Below are 18769 nucleotides of genomic sequence, written 5' to 3'. Positions count from 1 at the left end.
TGCCTTGATTATTTTTATTGTTAGCGCGTTTACTTGTATTTTTAAACGATTAAAAATACAGTCCAAATTGCCATTTTTTACTTATTAATTAAAAAGTTAAAGTTTTTAAAATGAATAATCAGTACCTGGTGAGGTATTTGTAATGAAAAAAACTGTAGTACACTTCGCCTTTACATTACAAGCTTTATGCCCCGTGCGGTTAATGAACATTAAATTTAAAAAATAAAATGCTGATTTATTTTTTAAATTTAATGGCGGATTTTTTCTTACCATTCGTCTTAGTTTGTAGTGGCAAAACAATAACAATAATTGCCGTAAACACACACACGAGACACACACTAAATGACGAAAGACACACTTTTTTATAAGGTCTATTTGGCCTCGCGCAAAAGTCTCTCAAATGTAGTTGCACGCATAGTGCCTCCACATGAAATTGAAGATATAGTGCAAGAAACTTATGTGCGAATTTGTCAGATTAAAAACACTGAAAACATAAGCTCACCAAAATCTTTTATTTATAAAACGGCGCGAAATTTAGCGCTCGATTACCAAAAGCAAGCCAATATACGCCTAGTCGATGGGATCGACAACATGGAAGCGTTAGAGCAACTCTTAGCGGAGCATCAGCAAGACGAAATGTATGAAAAAGCACTAACCGATAGTGAGTTTTCTAATTTTTGTGAAGCCATACGGCTTTTACCTGTGCAGTGCCGCAAAGTGTTTGTATTAAAAAAAGTGTATGGTTATTCGCAGCGAGAAATTGCTGCTCAATTAAACCTTAGTGAAAGTACCGTGGAAAAACATATAGCAACAGGCATGAAACGTTGTACGCAATTTATGCGTCAATCTAAAAAAAGTGTTTATGAGCAACCAAATACTTCTTCCCAGCTAAATGCAGGAGGTAGGAATGACTAATATTCATCACATAAACGAGCGAAACACTAGCGACGATTCGCGCCTTGATGAAGCCAGTGAGTGGCTGGCTAAACTTGATCGTGGATTGACTAAATCTGAAGAGCAAGCGCTAAAGCAATGGTTAGCACAATCTTATAAAAATGTAGAAGTGTTACTTGAGGTAGCAAAGCTGTGGGATAAAATGGACGACCTCAGTCGTTTGTCAGATTTATTTCCACAAACACCAGTAAAACAAAAACGTCTCCCTATGTGGTTGGGTGCAACTGCTGCTTCTATTTTATTAGCGGTTGCACTTAGCCTTTTTCAAGAAGCGTTTAACTTTTCATTTTTTTACCCAGTTAATCAGTCAGCAGTGGTTGCTAAACAACTTAATTTTCAAACCGACGTAGGTGAAAGTAAGGACATACTGCTTTCTGATAAAAGCAAAATCACCTTAAACACAAATAGCTTCGTTCAAGTGAGGTATACCCAACACTCTCGCGTAATAAATTTACTGCGTGGCGAAATTCATATAGACGTAGCTCACGATAAAATGCGTCCTTTAAGTGTTATCGCTGGTGATAAAGTTATTCAGGCTGTTGGTACTGCATTTAATGTAGAAGTAGGTCAAAAGCAAATAGAACTCATTGTGACAGATGGCAAAGTCCTTGTTGCAGAGCAAAAAGCCGAATCGTTACCCAACCTTTCCCTGGGGACTAATAAACAAGGACAGTATTTATCAAATAGTTCAACTTCGGTGTCAAAGGGAGAAAAACTTGATTTAAGCTTTAAAGGTAAAATTGCTAAAGCGGTCGAAAAAGTTGATCCTATGGATGTAGCCGCTAGATTATCTTGGCGCAAAGGTAGCTTAATATTTAGAGGTGAATCACTTGCTGAAGCAATGGCTGAAATCAGCCGCTATACAAATATAGATTTTGAGCTTTCAGAAGATGACCGTCTCAAACAAGTACAAGTAGCTGGCATGTTTAAAACGGGCGATATTAAAGGACTATTAGAAGTATTAAACAATAATTTTAATATTGATTATGAGAGAGTTAGCCCTGATAAAATTCGTCTAAAATACGCTGCACCACACGTCTCAATTTAGTAAAGTACACAATAATAAAAACCAGGACACACAATTATGACATCACCTATCTCGCCGAGCAGTCATAGCTCGGCGCACACATTGGGCACATGCTCTCTTTTTTATGTAATTTTTATATCGGCAGTGGCTGCTATTGGTGGCTTTTTATTTGGTTTTGACTCGGGCGTTATTAACGGCACAGTGTCGGCGCTCGGTAATGCCTTTAATTCCAGTGGAGTAGCTACGGGCTTTAATGTGGCATCGGTATTATTAGGGTGCGCCGTGGGTGCGCTTGCAGCAGGGCCGCTGGCGGATAAGTTCGGACGCCGTGCAATTATGATCATCACCGCGATTATTTTTGCTATTAGTGCCTTTGGCTCGGGCATTAGCGAAAGCTCGGCTGAATTTATTTTTTATCGCTTATTTGGTGGTTTAGGTATTGGTGCTGCATCAGTACTGGCGCCAGCTTATATTGCAGAGATTGCGCCACCAGCCCTTCGAGGTCGTTTAGCTACACTTCAACAACTCGCTATTGTATTGGGTTTGTTTGCTGCGTTTTTAAGTAACTATTTAATTGCTGATGCAGCAGGCAGCGCGCAAAATATTTTAATGTTTGATATAGCCGCTTGGCGCTGGATGTTTTGGGCTGAGCTGGTGCCTGCAATACTATTTTTAGTGGGGGTGTTGTTTATTCCTGAGTCGCCTCGTTATTTAGTGGCGCAAGGTAAAGTAGACGATGCAAAAACGGTATTTAGTAAAATATCTAACAACAACCTAGATACCCAAATAAGCGATGTTAAACGCTCCTTGCACAGTGATAAAAAGCCAAGTATTCGTGATTTATTTATTGATGGCAGTAAAAAGGTACACCCTATTGTATGGGCGGGTGTTGCGCTTAGCGTATTTCAGCAATTTGTAGGTATTAACGTGGTGTTTTATTACGGCTCTGAGCTTTGGCAAGCCGCTGGGTTTGACGAGTCGCAATCGTTATTTATAAATGTATTAGCGGGCACCACGAATGTTGTATCGACTTTTATTGCTATTGCCCTTGTTGACAAAATTGGCCGTAAACCACTATTGCTTGTAGGCAGTGTAGGCATGTTTGTTAGTTTAAGTGCGCTTACTTATATATTTGGCAGCGCAGGCCTTGATGAAGCAGGCAAGCTTGCACTTAGCGATAACATGGGGACGTTTGCGCTTATAATGGCTAACTTATTTGTGGTATTTTTTGGCTTAAGTTGGGGCCCTGTTGTGTGGGTGTTATTAGGCGAAATGTTTAATAACCGAATTCGTGGTGCAGCGCTTGCTGTTGCGGCAAGCGCACAGTGGATTGCTAACTTCGCCATTACCATGACCTTCCCTATTATGCTCGCTAATATTGGCCTTGCAGGTGCGTACGGCTTTTATGCGTTATCGGCACTTATTAGCATATTTTTTGTGGCTAAATACATTACTGAAACCCGTGGTAAAACACTTGAGTCTATGTAATTAGCAAAATAAAAAGCGGTGAACCCTTTCACCGCTTTGTGTTTTTTAGTTAAATGATTGATTCAACAGTTGTATGCAAGGATTAAGAAGTTACTGCGCTAAATATTGGATTCACTACCCACCCTTAATATTCCTTTTTACTATAAGTAATCGATTTAAATTCCTTTTTTGAATATAGAAAATTAGCTATTGTCCGCCTTTTCCAACTACGTATGTCTGTCAAAATGAAAAATAAGTTAGTATCTGGTTTGGCCCTAACCTTTACCCTAGGTTCTTTTAACGTACTTGCTACCAATGGGTATTTTACTCATGGTTATGGCATGACCCACAAAGGCATGGCGGGTGCGGGTGTTGCGATATCGGAAGAGTTGATGTCGGGTGCAAATAATCCTGCTAGCTTTAATGTAAATGACACTGAAATTTCAGTTGGGTTAGAGTTATTTTCACCTGATAGAAAATACACAGCTTCATCTGTAGGTACGTTTTATCCTAATGCGCTTTATCTTGAAGCAAAAACCCAAAAAAGTGATAACACGTTATTTGCTATTCCTGAATTTGCCATTGGCCACCAGCTCAATGACAAAATAAATATTGGCTTATTAGTTTACGGCAATGGCGGCATGAACACCGACTACAACGCCGAGTCAGAACCCGAAGGCACATTTTATGCTGGCACGACTGGCGTTGATTTAAAGCAGATGTTTATTAGCCCAACTATTAACTATCAGTTAAATGAGCAAACAAAAGTGGGGGTTTCACCTATTTATGTTGTTCAACAGTTTAAAGCGACAGGCCTTGGAAACTTTGCGCCTTTTTCGCAATCGCCCCAAGCGCTTACAAATAATGGCACCGACACCAGCACAGGTTTAGGTGTACAAGTGGGTATAACTCAAACCGTAGGCACATCGTTTAGCTGGGGTGCCAGTTACCGCTCATCGGTGTCTATGGAAGAGTTTGATAGCTATAAAGGTTTATTCGCAGAAAACGGTGGCTTTGATTTACCAAGCTCGATTCAAATTGGTGCCGCTTATAAGTTAACGCCTACAAACCAGGTTGTATTTGATTGGCAAAAAATAAACTACAGTGAAGTTAAAAGCATTGCCAATCCAATGAGTAACTTAATGTCTGCACCTTTAGGTGCAAGCGCAGGTGCAGGGTTTGGCTGGGAAGATATGGATATATATAAATTAGGCTATCAGTGGCAGCGCACTGCAAAACAAAAAATTCGCTTTGGTGTTTCATTCACGCAACAGCCTATTCCATCGTCTGAGGTGTTATTTAATATTTTAGCGCCGGGTGTACAAGAGTGGCATTTTACAACAGGTTTTAGTCATGAAGTTAGCGAAAAAGTACAATTAAACGCTATGGCTTTTTACTCGCCAGCTAAAAAAGTATCGGGTGCAAACTTTTTAGCGCCTAATCAACAATTATCAATTGAAATGCAGCAGTCTGGTGTTGGTGTATCTATTGTTTGGGGAATTTAAAATGGTAACCGAATTTACGCCCATTTCAGCCGCTTTAGGCGGTGCTTTAATAGGTATAGCCTGCGCACTATTACTGGTTTTATTTGGCAAAGTAGCAGGTATTTCAGGATTAGTTAAATCGTTGTTCACCCCATTAAAACCCGATAATGTATGGAAAGTATGCTTTATTGCAGGCTTACTAATTGCCGGCGTTGCTACCTCATTTATTGCACCTGAACTATTAGAGGGCGATTTAAATATACCCTCTTGGTTAATTATTGTAGCGGGACTTTTAGTGGGTGTAGGTACTTCACTTGCTAATGGTTGTACAAGCGGGCATGGCGTGTGTGGCATGTCGCGTTTTTCTACTCGCTCTTGGGTTTCAACATGTGTGTTTATGCTTGTTGCCGTTATCACTGCTAACTTAATTGGATAAAACATGAAAGCAATTACATCGGTGTTTTTAGGCTTTATTTTCGGCTTAGGCCTTATTATTAGTGGAATGACTAACCCTGATAAAGTACTCAACTTTTTAACCTTTGGCGAGAACTGGGATGGCAGTTTAATTATTGTAATGGCGGTAGCCATGGGAATAATGATGTTGGCGTGGTTTTGGGTTTCTAAAAAAGACAGCCCATTTTTTGGTGAAACATTTAGCCTGAGTAATCTAAAAAATGTAGATCGTAGATTAATTACGGGCTCTGTTTTGTTTGGTTTAGGGTGGGGATTGAGTGGTATATGTCCAGGCCCTGGCTTGGTTCAATTAGTGTCACTCAAAATGGAGTTTTGGCTGTTTTTTGCCTCGGTACTGGGTGGAATGTGGTTGGCCAAAAAAATATAATCCACTATTGCCGAGCTTGTCTCGGCAATACACCTTTTTTATTCTAAACATAGGTACATAACTTGCTGTAATAAATATAAATATATTTATTAGGTTTAAGTTATGTTCAAAAATACGCTTGACGTTATTAACAACACCCCTTGGTTGAGTACAGTAGCTTACCTTTTACTCATAACTATACTCTTGTTTTTTATTCGTTTTTTTATAATGTATTGGTTAAAAAAGTGGACATCAAAAACCACTTTTACATTCGATACCCTACTTCTTGATTCAATATCTAAACCACTCACACTTTGCACATTTATTGTGCTAATCACCATTTTGGAGCACGATACATTCGTTATTGACCCCGAGTTAGCGAAGCGAATTCCGTTCAACAGCATCAATATTGTATTAGCTTTACTTGCGCTTATTTTCTTTTTAAATCACTTTATTATTGGCACGGTTAATCACTACGCTAAACAATCAGCCGTTATATTCAATTCTCAAAGTATTATTAAGGGGGTTATTCGCGTTACATTGTTTTCAGTAGGGTTGTTGGTTTTATTAGGCACATTGGGTATTTCAATTACACCTATTATTGCATCTCTTGGTATTACGTCATTGGCGGTGGCACTTGCTCTGCAACCCACTCTTGAAAACTTTTTTTCGGGCGTACAGCTCGTTATAGATAAACCCATACGCGTAGGTGATTTTATTGAGCTTGAGTCAAAGGAGCAAGGCTTTGTAGAAAAAATTGGTTGGCGCTCTACGTGGGTTAAAATGCTGCCAAATAATATGATTATTATTCCTAATAGTCAGCTTTCTAAATCGCGTATTATTAATTACTTTTACCCCGAAAAAGAGCTGAGTGTACCTGTTGATGTAAGCGTTCATTACAGCTCAGACCTAGAATTTGTAGAACAAGTAACGCTTGAAGTTGCGCGCCAAGTACTGATTGACCATGAGTGGGGCGTTGATGATTACAATACCTTTGTGGTGTATCACACCTTTGATAACTCAAGCATTAACTTTACCGTAATGCTGCGCGCAAAAGAATACTTTAATCGGTTTTGGGTTAAATCTGCTTTTATTAAAGCGCTACATAAACGCTATAACCAAGAAGGTATTGTGATCCCCTTTCCTATTACAGCTATTAACACAGCGCAAGAAGCCGCTAATTTTAATAGCGATAAAAATTAAGCGCGAGATAAGCTCGCGCTTAAATTGCTTTAAAATTTATAGGTTACTTGGCCTACTAATTCTCGTGGGCTGCCCGGGAAGTGACCGTTACGCTCACTAAAGCCACTTACTGCGTATTTTTTATCGAATAGATTATTAATATTTACACTTAATAACACATCGTCAAAGCGGGTAGTCCAGCTCATGTCGAATACGGTAAATGGTTTAACTTTTTGGCCATCTTGGCTTATTTGCTCGCTTACGTAATTTGCGCCAAATGCTATAGACGAGTCGATGCTATCAAGCGCAAAACGCGACCATAAACCAGCCTGATGGCGCGGCGCATTAGCAAAGCGAGAGCCATCACCGTAGGTGCTTGAAATAGTATCGCCCGTTACTCCCTCAACAACTAGCGTATCGTTATAGGCGTAGTTAGCAGTGAGCGTCCAGTATTCGGTTAAATCGCCCACCAGCGTTGTTTCAAACCCACGGCTTTCTACCTCACCAATATTTAAAAGTGCTGCAATGCCATCACCCGCGCCAGTGTCGTCAGGGTTGCTCATTACCACGTTTTCTTTATTAATTTGGTAAATAGCAAAGGTGCTCATAATTTTGCCATCTAACCATTGGTTTTTCATACCAATTTCGGTTTGTTTACCGGTTTCTGGGGTTAAATTGCCCTCGCCCTCTACATCTTCTTGATCGCCTGATGATGCGGGGTTAAAGCTTTCTGAGTAATTTATGTATACCGATGTGTTTTCAACAGGTTGGTATGTAACAGCCACGCGCGGTGTTACATCGTTATCTGAGTAACTGTAACCGGTTTCTTTGTTTAGCTCTTTAAAATGGTCATAGCGCAGGCCGGCAATCACGGTCCATTGCTCGTTAATGCTTACAACATCTTGTACGTAAACACCAAAACGGTCGGTTTCAACACCATCGCGGTTCATGTCTGTCAGGTTATAAGTACGTGGGTCGGTTTCGCCGTAATTTAAGTCAAATATGTTTAAGTTAGCCACACCGTCTGCTTCATAACGGGCACGTAAGTAATCGTACTCGGTATCAACTATGTGGTAGTCGCCGCCAAATAATACTTGGTGTGCTAATTGGCCTTGCTCAAAGCTATAAACAAAGTCGGTGGTTAAGCTTGTTTCTTCGTTGGCGCGGTATTGCTTACGGTATTCGCGTTTAATAGTTTCGTCATCAATGTTTGCTTCACCATCACCGTTTGCATCTACCCAGTTTTGCGACTCATGGTAAGCTTGGTCACGCTCGTTATCCATGTAACGAAGTGTGCTACTTACAGAAAAATCATCATTAAAGTAATGCTTTAGCTTACCTTGCAGCACTAACGCTTCCATGTCTTGATAGTCAAATGATTCGTTTGCGTTGTATCTAGGGTCAACTAAAAAATTACCGTTATCACCTACCGGTACACCACGTAAACGGTTACCCCCTAAGTCTTGCTTGATGTAGTCAACACTTGTAGTGAGTGTGGTTGAATCTGTTAAATCAAATAATAAACCAGCGGTAAACTCACTGTTTTTTGAATCTGCATTATTACGAAAGCTGTCTTGCTCCTCGTAATAACCACCTATACGATACGCCACGGTGTCGGTTAAACCGCCGGTCATATCAAGTGATGCACCACGTGTGTTGTAATTGCCAAGCGTTAGCTTTAGCTCTTTGCTTTGCGTGTACGAAGGCTTTTTAGTCACATAGTTGATCATACCGCCTGGCTCACCACCACCATATAACGCAGAGGCTGGGCCTTTTAATACTTCTACACGCGCTACATTAAATAATTGTGGTACACCAAAGCCCGAATACGGGTCGCCGCGGACGCCATCGTAAAATACATTGGCATCGTCTCTAAAACCACGAAAAGTAACGCCTGAATAACTATACTCACTTACCCCGGCTATTGAACGGTATAAATCGGTAATATCGCGCGCGGCTTGGTCAATAATAAGCTGCTCGGTTAATACCTGTGCAGATTGCGGTAATTTAATAAGATCTAAATCCGTTTTAGTCCCAATTTTACTTTCGGTTTCTAGGTAAAACTGCTGAGCGCGGCCTGTTACTTCAATTGTTTCAATTTCGTTATTTTGCTCGGCAAATGCCACATTAGAAAAAGCAGAAAAAGACGCAGCAATACTGAGCGCCAAATATTTTTGGTTAAACATGTTGATCCAGAGAAGATGATTACAAGGCAACGCAAATGATAACGACTATCATTACCACATGCAATGTAAATAATTTCATATTCATCCTTATTTTTCGAATGAAGAGTATTCAAGCAACACACTAAATTGGCAACTCAGCTTTGAATAAATTAATTAGCATTACTGGAATACAATATTGATATAATATAACATATCTAAAAATACAATTTAGTAAGATTATTAAATGATAAATAAACTGCCCGTCACAGTGATATCAGGTTTTTTGGGGGCTGGTAAAACTACTGTACTTAGCCATATTCTTAATAACAGGCAAGGAAAAAAAGTCGCCGTAATAGTTAACGATATGAGCGATATAAATATCGATGCCGCAACAATTAAAAGTGGTGTATCGCTCAATCACAGTAACGAAAAACTGGTCGAGATGAGTAACGGTTGTATTTGCTGCACCCTACGAGAAGACTTACTTATTGAAGTGGGCAAGCTTGCCAATGATGGGCGTTTTGATTACCTCGTCATTGAATCTACAGGTATATCTGAGCCCCTCCCAGTTGCCGAAACATTTACCTTTGCCGACGAAAACGGGGTTTCACTTGGTGATGTTGCCACCCTCGATACCATGGTAACTGTGGTTGACGCCGTTAACTTTTTAAACGACTACGAACAAGCAAACGACTTACAAGATACTGGCGAATCGTTAGGTAAAGACGACGAGCGAAGCGTTGCCGACTTACTTGTTGACCAAGTTGAATTTGCTGATGTTATTTTAATTAGTAAAACTGATTTAATTACAAACAATGAATTAAATAAACTTACTGCTATTTTAAATACGCTTAACACTCAAGCTAACATTATTCCTATATCAAACGGGCATATTAATATTAACCAAGTGCTAAACACCGGCTTATTTAATTTTGAACGTGCCCAACAAGCACCGGGTTGGCTTAAAGAAATGCGTGGTGAACATATTCCCGAAACCGAAGAGTATGGTATTGGCAGTTTTAATTACACTGCGCGCCGCCCATTTAACCCTGAAAAGTTTTATAACTTTTTGCACAACACCGAGCAATTTGGCAAGCTTATTCGTTCTAAAGGTTATTTTTGGCTCGCAACACGTCCTTTATTTTGCGCGCAGTGGAGCCAAGCTGGCGGTATAGCGCATTACGGGTTTGCAGGCATGTTTTATAAAGCAATACCTAAAAAAGACTGGCCCACAGAGCCCGAACTACTTGCTGATATAAACAGTAAATGGGTAGAGCCCTTTGGTGACATGCGCCAAGAGCTTGTTTTTATTGGTCAGTCGTTAGATAAAAAAGCCATGATTAAAGCGCTTGATGACTGCCTTCTCCCGGAAGATGCCGTACTTAAAGGTAAAGACTTTTGGAGAACCTATAACGACCCGTTTCCTATTTGGGAGGAAGAGTAATGAATGCCCTAGCCCCAATAACTGCGCAAATAAAGCCTGCGGAACCGCTGTACCGAAAAGCAGCTAAAGAGTGTGACGCCAATGTATTGCCACAAATTTATAACCAAGACACTAACATTGTTATTTGGCAAAGAGACCTTGAGCAAACATTAACAAATGCAGTTAATACACTCATTAGCGCAAATGCTTTAAAGCCACTTGAACTTGCGGTATCGCCCGATGATGCGTTTGATCAATTAATAAAAGCGCTTAAGCCAGAAGATAATAACCGCGATGAAGTTAAAGCTCTGTGTGAAGATATCGCACTGTTGGTTGAAATGTTTTGCTGCCTGTTTGATTTAAAACGCGCCGGTTTAAGGCTAAAAATATTAGATAAACCTATGTGCCCGCGTTTTCATGTAGACAAAATTCCGTGCCGGCTAGTTACTACCTATCAAGGTGTTGCTACGCAGTGGTTAAATCACAGCGATGTAAACCGCTCAAAGCTCGGTACTGGTAATTTAGGTAAGCCTGATGAGGAGTCTGGCTTATTTAATAGCCTAAATAATATTAACCAGCTAACCGAAGGCGATGTTGCACTGCTTAAAGGCGAATACTGGGATGAAAACGAAGGCGCAGGTTTAGTGCATCGCTCACCCCCTATCCCGACAACTATGAGTAGCCCTAGGTTACTGCTTACTCTCGATTTTATATAAAATTAAAGCGCCATTCATAAAGGCCATATTTTGTCTGGCCTTTATCAATTATACTTAACCTATCTTTGTAAGGTTATTAGCAATAACACTATATAACCCCTGAGAGTTAACCGGTTTTGAAATAAAGTCATCCATACCTACATCTAAACAACGCTGCTTATCTTCTTCATATGCATTGGCTGTAATAGCGATAATTGGAACCCTTTTATCTTCCCCTATTTCATTTTCGCGAATGCGTATAGTACATTCATAACCGTCCATATTAGGCATTTGACAGTCCATTAAAATTAAATCAAACACATTACTTTTTAATGTTTTAAGCGCTTCTAAACCGTCGTTTGCCATTGTAATAGTAACAGCTGTTGGCTCTAGCATTTTTGCAATTACTTGGCGATTTATCGGATTGTCTTCTACTAGCAAAATATGCTTATTGATCAAATCTGGTAAAGATTGCTCTTGTACACGTTTTGCTAAATCGACAATTTTCGCTTCAGGTGCATGTATCGAAAACTTAATCGTACTGCCCAAACCTGGCACGCTATTGAGGGTTATTTCACCCTCCATTTTTTTAATCAAACCTTGGCAAATAGCCAGCCCAAGCCCTGTACCGCCATACTTACGAGCTACGCTAGCATCTGCTTGGGTAAACTCACTAAAAAGTAATAGTTGCTGCTCTTTTTCAATCCCAATTCCGCTATCAGACACACTTACCGTCAGTTGCTCATCTTTGTAATCAAACGATAAACGCACAAACCCAGCCTGAGTAAACTTTTGTGCATTTGACAATAAGTTAATAATTATTTGATTTAAACGTAAGTCATCTACATTTAAGCAATCGGGTAAGTCTGGGCTGCGCTGAATAATAAACTCAACATTGTTAGAATGAATAATGGGTGAGAATAACGAGTGTATATTTTCTATAAACGGAGCAAGCAAAGTAGCACGGGGGCTTATTTGCATAGCGTTAGCTTCAATTTTAGAAAAATCTAAAATATCATTTAATATTTGTAGTAAATTTTTTGAGCTTTTTTGTTGTGTTTCAAGAAGGTCACGCTGCTCATCGGTAAGGGTGGTATCACGAAGCAATACCTCACCCATACCTAAGATGCCGTTCATAGGCGTGCGCAGTTCATGACTCATATTGGCCAAAAACTGTGACTTAGCTTTATTAGCTTCATTAGCAGATTTAACTGCTTTTGTTAGCTCATCTGTTTGCTCTGCCACTTTAACTTCCAATTGCTGGTTAAATTGGCTTAACTGTTTATTTAGATCCTGATTTTTAATATTAGACGCTTGTAAGCTCTCTATTGAGTCCCTTAACGCACTTCCCAGCATCTTAAACTGCTCTTGTAGCTGCAGTACTTCGTACCAACTAGACTCTGTATTAAAATGTTGTTTTTCTGATTTATCAAAACCATGCATTAAATTAGTTAAACCAATAATTGGCTGAACTAATAAGTTAGACAAATGATGTATAAACAACACCACTAAAAATATCAACACTGCACTAAATAATATTGTTGGTAACCAAGCACTTGCTACTACCTTTGTTAAGTGCTTACGATTGTAAAACGTGATGACCTGCCATTTACTAACAGTATCAACATACTGATTGGTATGAAATACTTCATTATTAACAGAACGGAACAGTTGATTATCGCCCAAGTTACTTATCGTAAAATCTAAAGTTTTAAAGTCAGCCAAAATGTCAAATTGTGCTAATGAGCTAAAAACAATCCTTTGCTCAGCATCGAGTATAATTAGCTCACCAGTTTGGTTAAACAAATTCGGTATATATTGCTCTAAACGTTCAAGCTTTAACGACCCTTCCACTACACCATAAAACTCATCATTTCTGTAAATAGGCGCAGAAAGTGCAACTATAGGTTCATTACCAAGGCCACGCCCCTGAAACACACCACTGCTATAACCTTGAGGATACTGTTTAGCTTGAGAGAAATAAGGGCGGTCGTTTACAAAGCGCTTTTCTTCACTAAGTCCTTCTAATAATGTGCTGGGAATACTTTTAGCTACATAGCCATTTGGCATTGCATATAAGCTTGTAGTAAAACCTGGGTATAAATCCATTAACTGCGTTAACTGTTGTTGTATAGTAATTCCACCACCTATGGCATCACTGCTCATTACCACCGCGTTTTTATGAAACTGTAAATAGTCATTCAACTGTGTGCTAATTGATTTCGCTTTTTCTTCAAGCTGAGCATTTACCTCATACTCTATGCGTGAATGATGATCGTTCACTAAAAAAACACTTGTAATAAGGACAACCAAAACAATAATGACGCTGACAACATAGCTAAGAATACGGGCTAGTGGGCGTCCTTGATAAGCACGACTAGCAAAGGGAACAAATATGCTCATCAAATCAACGAGTGCTAAGCTTATTAATGCATTTACCAGGTATTTAAACACTGCAACAATAAGCGTTAGCGATGCTAAATCCATTACAAACTGGCCTATACCCCAAATGATAGGCAGCCCAACTAAAAACCAAAATACGGCACCTAAGGGTAAAATAGGTTTAGAGCGTCTTAAACAAAAAATATAAAGCCATAAAAGCTCCAACAAATAAACTATGCTGGGCCAACAGTGCCCCCACCTATAGAGTAAAAAGCTTGAGACAATTGCGAGCGTAAGGCAGGAATAACGCAGTCCAGTGAATACTAAGCTGCATAAAACAAAAAATTGTCCAAATAAAAATTCAGAACTATCGAAAAAATACAGGGGTAAAAGGTTAACCAACCCGCCTATTAACCCTAATAAAATAGCTAGTGCCCACTTACTTCTTTGAGACATTACAACAACCCTTGGGCATCTGATTTAACATGTGTAGCGTTAACGTTAACGTATTATTTCATTATTGCGCAATATCTAAGTGTTGTCTATATGGCAGAAATATACGGAATATCAGAAAATAAACTTGTGTGTATTTGGTTAAAGTTTTTTAAATTGATTAGCTGTAGTCACCCAAATGAGGAATTTGGGTGGCAGTCTTACCAGCCACATCTCGGCACACACGTCACAAACTGTGGCTGCTCCCTTCCGGGCCTGACCAGGTTCGCCTGCTAGTGTTGCGAGAGGACCAATAAGACTACCATTGAGGGCCTTGGTTGGCGCGGAAGAGATTATCTCTACTTTTACTGTGTTATTCAAGGGATAATCAAAAAAGAAGGTGCGATTGCATACTTCATATACAATCGCGGCTTTTAAATTTAATTTGTGACTGTTATTTGCTCTCTAATTGCGCTTTTATATTACGAAGTGCTGCTTTTACTTTTTTCATGTTGTCTGGACCCATGCGTAAAAGCTGTTTTTGAGCAGCAGGAAGTTGCTCCCACTCTGAAAACGCATACTGATAAGTTACTGAGTCACGTAAAAGTGGTAAGGCGCCTTCAGGCTCCGGAGTATCAAGTAGTAAATCGATAGCGTCGTTCAATGTTTGTTTAAACTCGTCATCGCCATAACCAATTTCAGTGTATGCATCGTTAATAAGTGGCTGGTACTCTTCAAACATACGGACTACTTGCGCTGCACTTATGCTAGTAAAAATTTTTACATACGGTGTGTAACGCTCATAACTATTTGGATCAATTGTTAAAATATCCCCTTCGGTAACACTAAAGCTTTCTTGGGGTTTAATAACAGGATTATGTTTTTTAGCTACTTTGCCTTGAGCTAAGTTGTCAATAAAAACAACACCTCGACGAATAACATCATCAGTGACTAATAGGCTCATCACAGAGTCACTTAGGTACTCGTCAATTTTGGCAACAACCATAGTATCACTATCGTTTAAGGCAGGTAGCGTAGCTACTTCTGATTCGGGTTCAACTATGCGCTGCGCTGGCACTTCGAGCTCTGCGGGCTGTTCAACTGTTGTTGGCTCTTCTGGCTCAATTATATCTGGTTCATTTAATGGCTTAAGTTCCATTATTGGCCGCTCTTTAACGGGCTCTGTTGCTTCTATGCGCGCAACCGGTTCGTCACTTGGTTTGAGTAATACAAATGCAACCACACAAGCAACAACAATTAGCGTAATAATGGCAAAAAGTAAGTTACTGTTTGTTGAGCGTTTTTGAACATCTGGTGAGTCTGACATACGAACTCCATAAAAAAAAATGCGGTATCACTTAGAGTGGGCTAAGTGGATTAAATTCATTCTGTTCGAGTTTTTTATTAAATCAATAGTTATCTTAAGTTAGACATGCTGAATTCAGCATTAAATTATACAGTTATAACTCTATAAACAGTTAACCTTTGATTCTTCTAGCTTAAAGACTTACAGTTAATAAATAAAGTAAAGACGTTGAACAGTTTAACCACCAATATGAAAATTAAGCAAATAGATCCCAAAAAACCTAAAACAGCCTTATTACTCACTGGTGGTGGTGCTCGAGCGGCGTATCAAGTAGGTGTTTTAAAAGCGCTAGCGCATAGTATGCCACGTACGGCACCTCTTCCTTTTAGAATAATAAATGGTACGTCTGCAGGCGCAATAAACTCTGCAGCCTTGGCTTGTTATGCCTCTTGTGCGCACTTAGCAGTGCGAAAATTAGAATCGGTTTGGAAAAACTTTTCGACCTCAATGGTGTATAAAAGTGATTTTTTAAGTGTATTTGGCCATATTGCGCGTAATATTTTAACTAGCTTTCAATCAGAGCATATTAACCACCCACCAGCAAGCTTGCTTAACAACCGCCCTTTACGTGGTTTACTTAACGAAATTTTAGACCTGCATCGCATAGAGCGTAATTTACACCGAAACTATTTAGAAGCGCTTTCGATTACAGCCTCAAGCTATACCACAGGTGATTCAGTCGCTTTTTTTCAGTCAAATACACAAACAGCTTGGCAAAGAGCTAAACGAGAAGGCCGCCCAACACGCATTAATGTTGAGCATTTAATGGCATCAAGTGCTATTCCAATGGTGTTCCCAAGCGTGAATATTCATAACCACTACTTTGGTGATGGTTCTATACATCAACTATCGCCACTTAGCCCTTCAATACATTTGGGTGCCGAAAAAATATTTATCATTGGTGTAGATGAACCTAAAGAGCCGCATCTACCGGGATATACTGCGCATTATCCTGGGCTTTCTGCTGTAGCTGGACACTTACTTGATAGTGTATTTACCGACACCATGCAGTCAGATTTAGAACGCTTAGATAGAATAAACCGCACTTTGGGGCTTTTACCTGCACGAGATAAACACCAAGAGCTAAAGCAAATAGATAGCTTTGTTATTAACCCCTCACAAAACTTTAATGTTATTGCAGCGCAGTATTACAACGATATGCCATGGGCGATAAAAGTATTATTGCGTACTATTGGTGTTAAAAAGCACTCTCAATCAAGTTTAACGAGTTACTTATTATTTGAAAAACGCTACACCCAGCACTTAATGGAAATAGGGTATCAAGACGGCATGGCTAAGCTACCTGAAATAAGAGCTTTTTTAGGGCTCGATTAATTTATTCAATGCCGTCTAATAAAAAATGTTCTACGCGTTCCACACGCCTTGGTTTACCTTGCAAAACGAGTATATCGTTGGCAAGCAAGATAATTTGATCTGAAGGGGCATCTATTTCTCGATCTTGGCGTCGTAATGCCTTAATAGATACCTTGCGCTTTACTAAATTAAGCTCATTTATACTTTTATTAACCGCATGTGCTTTATCGGGCAGAGCAACCACATGCAAATACTCTAATTTATCTGAATTACTTTCATCGTTGTTTATATGCTCACCTGTAAAAAAACTTTGCAAAAATTGATAACGATTTCTTCGCTCATCACTCACTCGCCTAATAATTCGGCTCATGGGTACACCCGACATAGACAAAACATGCGAGACTATCATTAAACTTGCTTCAAGCGTTTCTGGTACAACTTCAGTGACACCAAGCTCTCGTAGTTTTTCAAGCTGGCTATCGTCTCGGGTACGTATAAGTATTTTTACCTCTGGAGCTATTTGCTTTATTGCATCTATCACTATTTGTGTTTGTTCAAACTCGGTAAATGTAATAATCACCAACCGCGCTCGCTCTACGCCCGCACACTTTAAAATATCTTTTTGTTTAACGTGGCCAAATATTACAGGCTCACCTGCAGCCTTACCTTCTTGAACAAGTATGGGGTTACTTTCAACAGCAACATATTCAATAGCTTCTGGCTTTAAAAAGCGCGCTATAGTTTGCCCTACCCTCGAAAAACCACAGATGACTACATGGTTTGTGTAAAGTGCACTTACTTGTGGCTCGCCTTCCCATGCAATGCTTGGGCTATTTAATAACCCTAAACGCCTTAAAATATAGGGTGTTTTTTCAATTAAAAATGGTGTTAACGCCATCGATAACACACCAAGGGCAATTAAAAATGAAATGTGTTCGCTGGTTAATAATTGATGCTGCCTACCCAAGGCAATTAATACAAAACCAAACTCACCCATTTGCCACAGCATAATGCCACACGCTAATGAGTCCTGCTTTCGCTCACCCATAAGTTGTGCACTGATGGCAACCACAGCTATTTTTAAAACCAATAATCCAAATAATGCGCCAACAATAATAAGACCATTGCTAAACACATAGAGTAAATCGAGCTGCATGCCTACGGTAACAAAAAACAGCCCCATTAAGATATCGCGAAATGGCCGTATATCGGCTTCAAGCTGGTGCCTGTAATGACTTTCACCAAGCATCATCCCGGCCAAAAATGCACCTAGCGCCATTGATAAGCCAAACATATAGGTTAGTAAACCCGCAAACAAAGCAACTAGTAGCGTAGTAAGTACAAATAACTCATCAGTGCGCACTAAGGCTATTTCGCTGAATACTTTAGGCAGTAACCATTTACCAATAGCCCACAGTAATACGCAAACAAAAGCCCCTTTAGTTAGAGAAAATGCTAACGCCCACCCAATTGTTTGTGAATCGCTTGTGGCAAATAAAGGAAGAATAATAAGTAAAGGGACTACGGCAATGTCTTGAAACAACAATACACCGATTGCTAATTGCCCTCTGCGCTGATTAAGTTCCCCACTTTCTTTGAGCAACTTAACAACTACCGCTGTTGAAGACAGCGCCATAATCGAACCAATAGTAAAGCTGGTAAGCAAACTAAAGTTTAAACAGTACAAAATTATAATAAGCACTAAGCTTGTTACAATCACCTGCAGTGACCCTAAGCCAAATACAATATTACGCATGGCCATTAACCGAGATATTGAAAACTCAAGCCCTAAGCTAAAAAGCAAAAATACAATACCAAGCTCTGCAACAAAGTCTATTTCGTGCGTATGTTCAAGCCATCCAACGCCATGGCTGCCAGCTAAAACACCTGTTGCTAGGTACGCCAAAATTGGCGGCAAACCGATGCGCTTAAAAAACCACACAAAAATAACCGCAGCGACAAGTAAGCCAAAAAATTGAGCATTAGTACTTTGCAAATTTGGCCTCCGGCTTCAATTAAACTAGGGGATGTAGTTTAACTATAGCAAGCAATTGTTTT

Annotated in this window: 14 protein-coding genes and 1 other RNA gene; 10 read left to right on the top strand and 5 right to left on the bottom strand. The window is 39.6% G+C overall.

Annotated features, from left to right (window positions below):
• The first annotated feature begins 342 nt into the window (after positions 1 to 342).
• The 7 genes from AC27JL_RS14970 to AC27JL_RS14940 all read left to right on the top strand — a co-directional run bounded on the left by AC27JL_RS14970 (position 343) and on the right by AC27JL_RS14940 (position 6955).
• The gene (locus AC27JL_RS14970) at positions 343 to 915 is read left to right on the top strand and encodes an RNA polymerase sigma factor (protein WP_033025389.1); all 573 of its coding nucleotides are present in this window, start codon (positions 343 to 345) and stop codon (positions 913 to 915) included.
• Positions 908 to 2002 (top strand): FecR family protein, encoded by a 1095-nt coding sequence (locus AC27JL_RS14965; RefSeq protein ID WP_487195947.1) that lies wholly within the window; start codon positions 908 to 910, stop codon positions 2000 to 2002. The genes AC27JL_RS14970 and AC27JL_RS14965 overlap by 8 nt, the downstream gene beginning before the upstream one ends.
• Before the next feature lie 36 nt (positions 2003 to 2038).
• The gene (locus tag AC27JL_RS14960) at positions 2039 to 3469 is read left to right on the top strand and encodes a sugar porter family MFS transporter (protein ID WP_487195946.1); all 1431 of its coding nucleotides are present in this window, start codon (positions 2039 to 2041) and stop codon (positions 3467 to 3469) included.
• Between the two features lie 224 nt (positions 3470 to 3693).
• Positions 3694 to 4953 carry an OmpP1/FadL family transporter gene (locus tag AC27JL_RS14955; protein WP_487195945.1) on the top strand — a complete coding sequence of 420 codons (1260 nt, stop codon included), beginning with the start codon at positions 3694 to 3696 and terminating at the stop codon, positions 4951 to 4953.
• Between the two features lies 1 nt (position 4954).
• A complete protein-coding gene (locus AC27JL_RS14950) occupies positions 4955 to 5368 on the top strand; it encodes a YeeE/YedE family protein (RefSeq protein ID WP_039038103.1) in 414 nt (137 codons plus the stop codon).
• A 3-nt stretch (positions 5369 to 5371) separates the two neighbouring features.
• On the top strand, positions 5372 to 5773 hold the full coding sequence (locus AC27JL_RS14945) for a DUF6691 family protein (protein WP_039038104.1): 402 nt from the start codon (positions 5372 to 5374) through the stop codon (positions 5771 to 5773).
• A gap of 102 nt (positions 5774 to 5875) precedes the next feature.
• Positions 5876 to 6955 (top strand): mechanosensitive ion channel family protein, encoded by a 1080-nt coding sequence (locus AC27JL_RS14940; RefSeq protein ID WP_487195944.1) that lies wholly within the window; start codon positions 5876 to 5878, stop codon positions 6953 to 6955.
• Positions 6956 to 6984: 29 nt separating this feature from the next.
• Here the strand turns inward: AC27JL_RS14940 and AC27JL_RS14935 are convergent, their stop codons facing one another.
• Entirely contained in the window at positions 6985 to 9120 is a 2136-nt protein-coding gene (locus AC27JL_RS14935; RefSeq protein ID WP_487195943.1) for a TonB-dependent siderophore receptor, read from the bottom strand.
• Between the two features lie 223 nt (positions 9121 to 9343).
• Between AC27JL_RS14935 and zigA the strand changes: the two genes are divergently transcribed.
• Both zigA and AC27JL_RS14925 read left to right on the top strand, forming a co-directional pair.
• Positions 9344 to 10543, top strand: a complete 1200-nt coding sequence (gene zigA / locus AC27JL_RS14930; protein WP_487195942.1) for a zinc metallochaperone GTPase ZigA — start codon at positions 9344 to 9346, stop codon at positions 10541 to 10543.
• Positions 10543 to 11238 (top strand): DUF1826 domain-containing protein, encoded by a 696-nt coding sequence (locus tag AC27JL_RS14925; RefSeq protein ID WP_487195941.1) that lies wholly within the window; start codon positions 10543 to 10545, stop codon positions 11236 to 11238. The genes zigA and AC27JL_RS14925 overlap by 1 nt, the downstream gene beginning before the upstream one ends.
• 54 nt (positions 11239 to 11292) lie before the next feature.
• On the opposite strand, the gene AC27JL_RS14920 is transcribed toward AC27JL_RS14925, so the two are convergent.
• The 3 genes from AC27JL_RS14920 to AC27JL_RS14910 form a co-directional block, all read right to left on the bottom strand.
• Positions 11293 to 14055, bottom strand: coding sequence for a response regulator (locus tag AC27JL_RS14920; RefSeq protein ID WP_487195940.1), 2763 nt, complete (start codon positions 14053 to 14055; stop codon positions 11293 to 11295).
• A 195-nt stretch (positions 14056 to 14250) separates the two neighbouring features.
• An RNA gene (gene ffs / locus AC27JL_RS14915) (signal recognition particle sRNA small type) lies at positions 14251 to 14347 on the bottom strand.
• 138 nt (positions 14348 to 14485) lie between these two features.
• A complete protein-coding gene (locus AC27JL_RS14910; RefSeq protein WP_487195939.1) occupies positions 14486 to 15358 on the bottom strand; it encodes a DUF3014 domain-containing protein in 873 nt (290 codons plus the stop codon).
• A gap of 228 nt (positions 15359 to 15586) precedes the next feature.
• Here AC27JL_RS14910 and AC27JL_RS14905 point away from each other — a divergent pair, with 228 nt between their 5' ends.
• On the top strand, positions 15587 to 16732 hold the full coding sequence (locus AC27JL_RS14905) for a patatin-like phospholipase family protein (protein WP_487195996.1): 1146 nt from the start codon (positions 15587 to 15589) through the stop codon (positions 16730 to 16732).
• Position 16733: 1 nt separating this feature from the next.
• Here the strand turns inward: AC27JL_RS14905 and AC27JL_RS14900 are convergent, their stop codons facing one another.
• On the bottom strand, positions 16734 to 18707 hold the full coding sequence (locus tag AC27JL_RS14900) for a monovalent cation:proton antiporter family protein (RefSeq protein ID WP_006793610.1): 1974 nt from the start codon (positions 18705 to 18707) through the stop codon (positions 16734 to 16736).
• Positions 18708 to 18769: the final 62 nt, after the last annotated feature.

This window comes from Pseudoalteromonas sp. 4NS20-0020 (genome assembly GCF_057554385.1).
This window is presented reverse-complemented; position numbering and strand designations above follow the sequence as displayed.

What these genes read in the sequence shown, in the direction of transcription:
- AC27JL_RS14940 (WP_487195944.1), top strand. Translation starts at nt 5,876, where the DNA reads ATGTTCAAAAATACGCTTGACGTTATTAACAACACCCCTTGGTTGAGT.
- AC27JL_RS14965 (WP_487195947.1), top strand. Translation starts at nt 908, where the DNA reads ATGACTAATATTCATCACATAAACGAGCGAAACACTAGCGACGATTCG.
- AC27JL_RS14945 (WP_039038104.1), top strand. Translation starts at nt 5,372, where the DNA reads ATGAAAGCAATTACATCGGTGTTTTTAGGCTTTATTTTCGGCTTAGGC.
- AC27JL_RS14955 (WP_487195945.1), top strand. Translation starts at nt 3,694, where the DNA reads ATGAAAAATAAGTTAGTATCTGGTTTGGCCCTAACCTTTACCCTAGGT.
- AC27JL_RS14920 (WP_487195940.1), bottom strand. Translation starts at nt 14,055, where the DNA reads ATGTCTCAAAGAAGTAAGTGGGCACTAGCTATTTTATTAGGGTTAATA.
- AC27JL_RS14970 (WP_033025389.1), top strand. Translation starts at nt 343, where the DNA reads ATGACGAAAGACACACTTTTTTATAAGGTCTATTTGGCCTCGCGCAAA.
- zigA (WP_487195942.1), top strand. Translation starts at nt 9,344, where the DNA reads ATGATAAATAAACTGCCCGTCACAGTGATATCAGGTTTTTTGGGGGCT.
- AC27JL_RS14950 (WP_039038103.1), top strand. Translation starts at nt 4,955, where the DNA reads ATGGTAACCGAATTTACGCCCATTTCAGCCGCTTTAGGCGGTGCTTTA.
- AC27JL_RS14925 (WP_487195941.1), top strand. Translation starts at nt 10,543, where the DNA reads ATGAATGCCCTAGCCCCAATAACTGCGCAAATAAAGCCTGCGGAACCG.
- AC27JL_RS14905 (WP_487195996.1), top strand. Translation starts at nt 15,587, where the DNA reads ATGAAAATTAAGCAAATAGATCCCAAAAAACCTAAAACAGCCTTATTA.
- AC27JL_RS14935 (WP_487195943.1), bottom strand. Translation starts at nt 9,120, where the DNA reads ATGTTTAACCAAAAATATTTGGCGCTCAGTATTGCTGCGTCTTTTTCT.
- AC27JL_RS14910 (WP_487195939.1), bottom strand. Translation starts at nt 15,358, where the DNA reads ATGTCAGACTCACCAGATGTTCAAAAACGCTCAACAAACAGTAACTTA.
- AC27JL_RS14960 (WP_487195946.1), top strand. Translation starts at nt 2,039, where the DNA reads ATGACATCACCTATCTCGCCGAGCAGTCATAGCTCGGCGCACACATTG.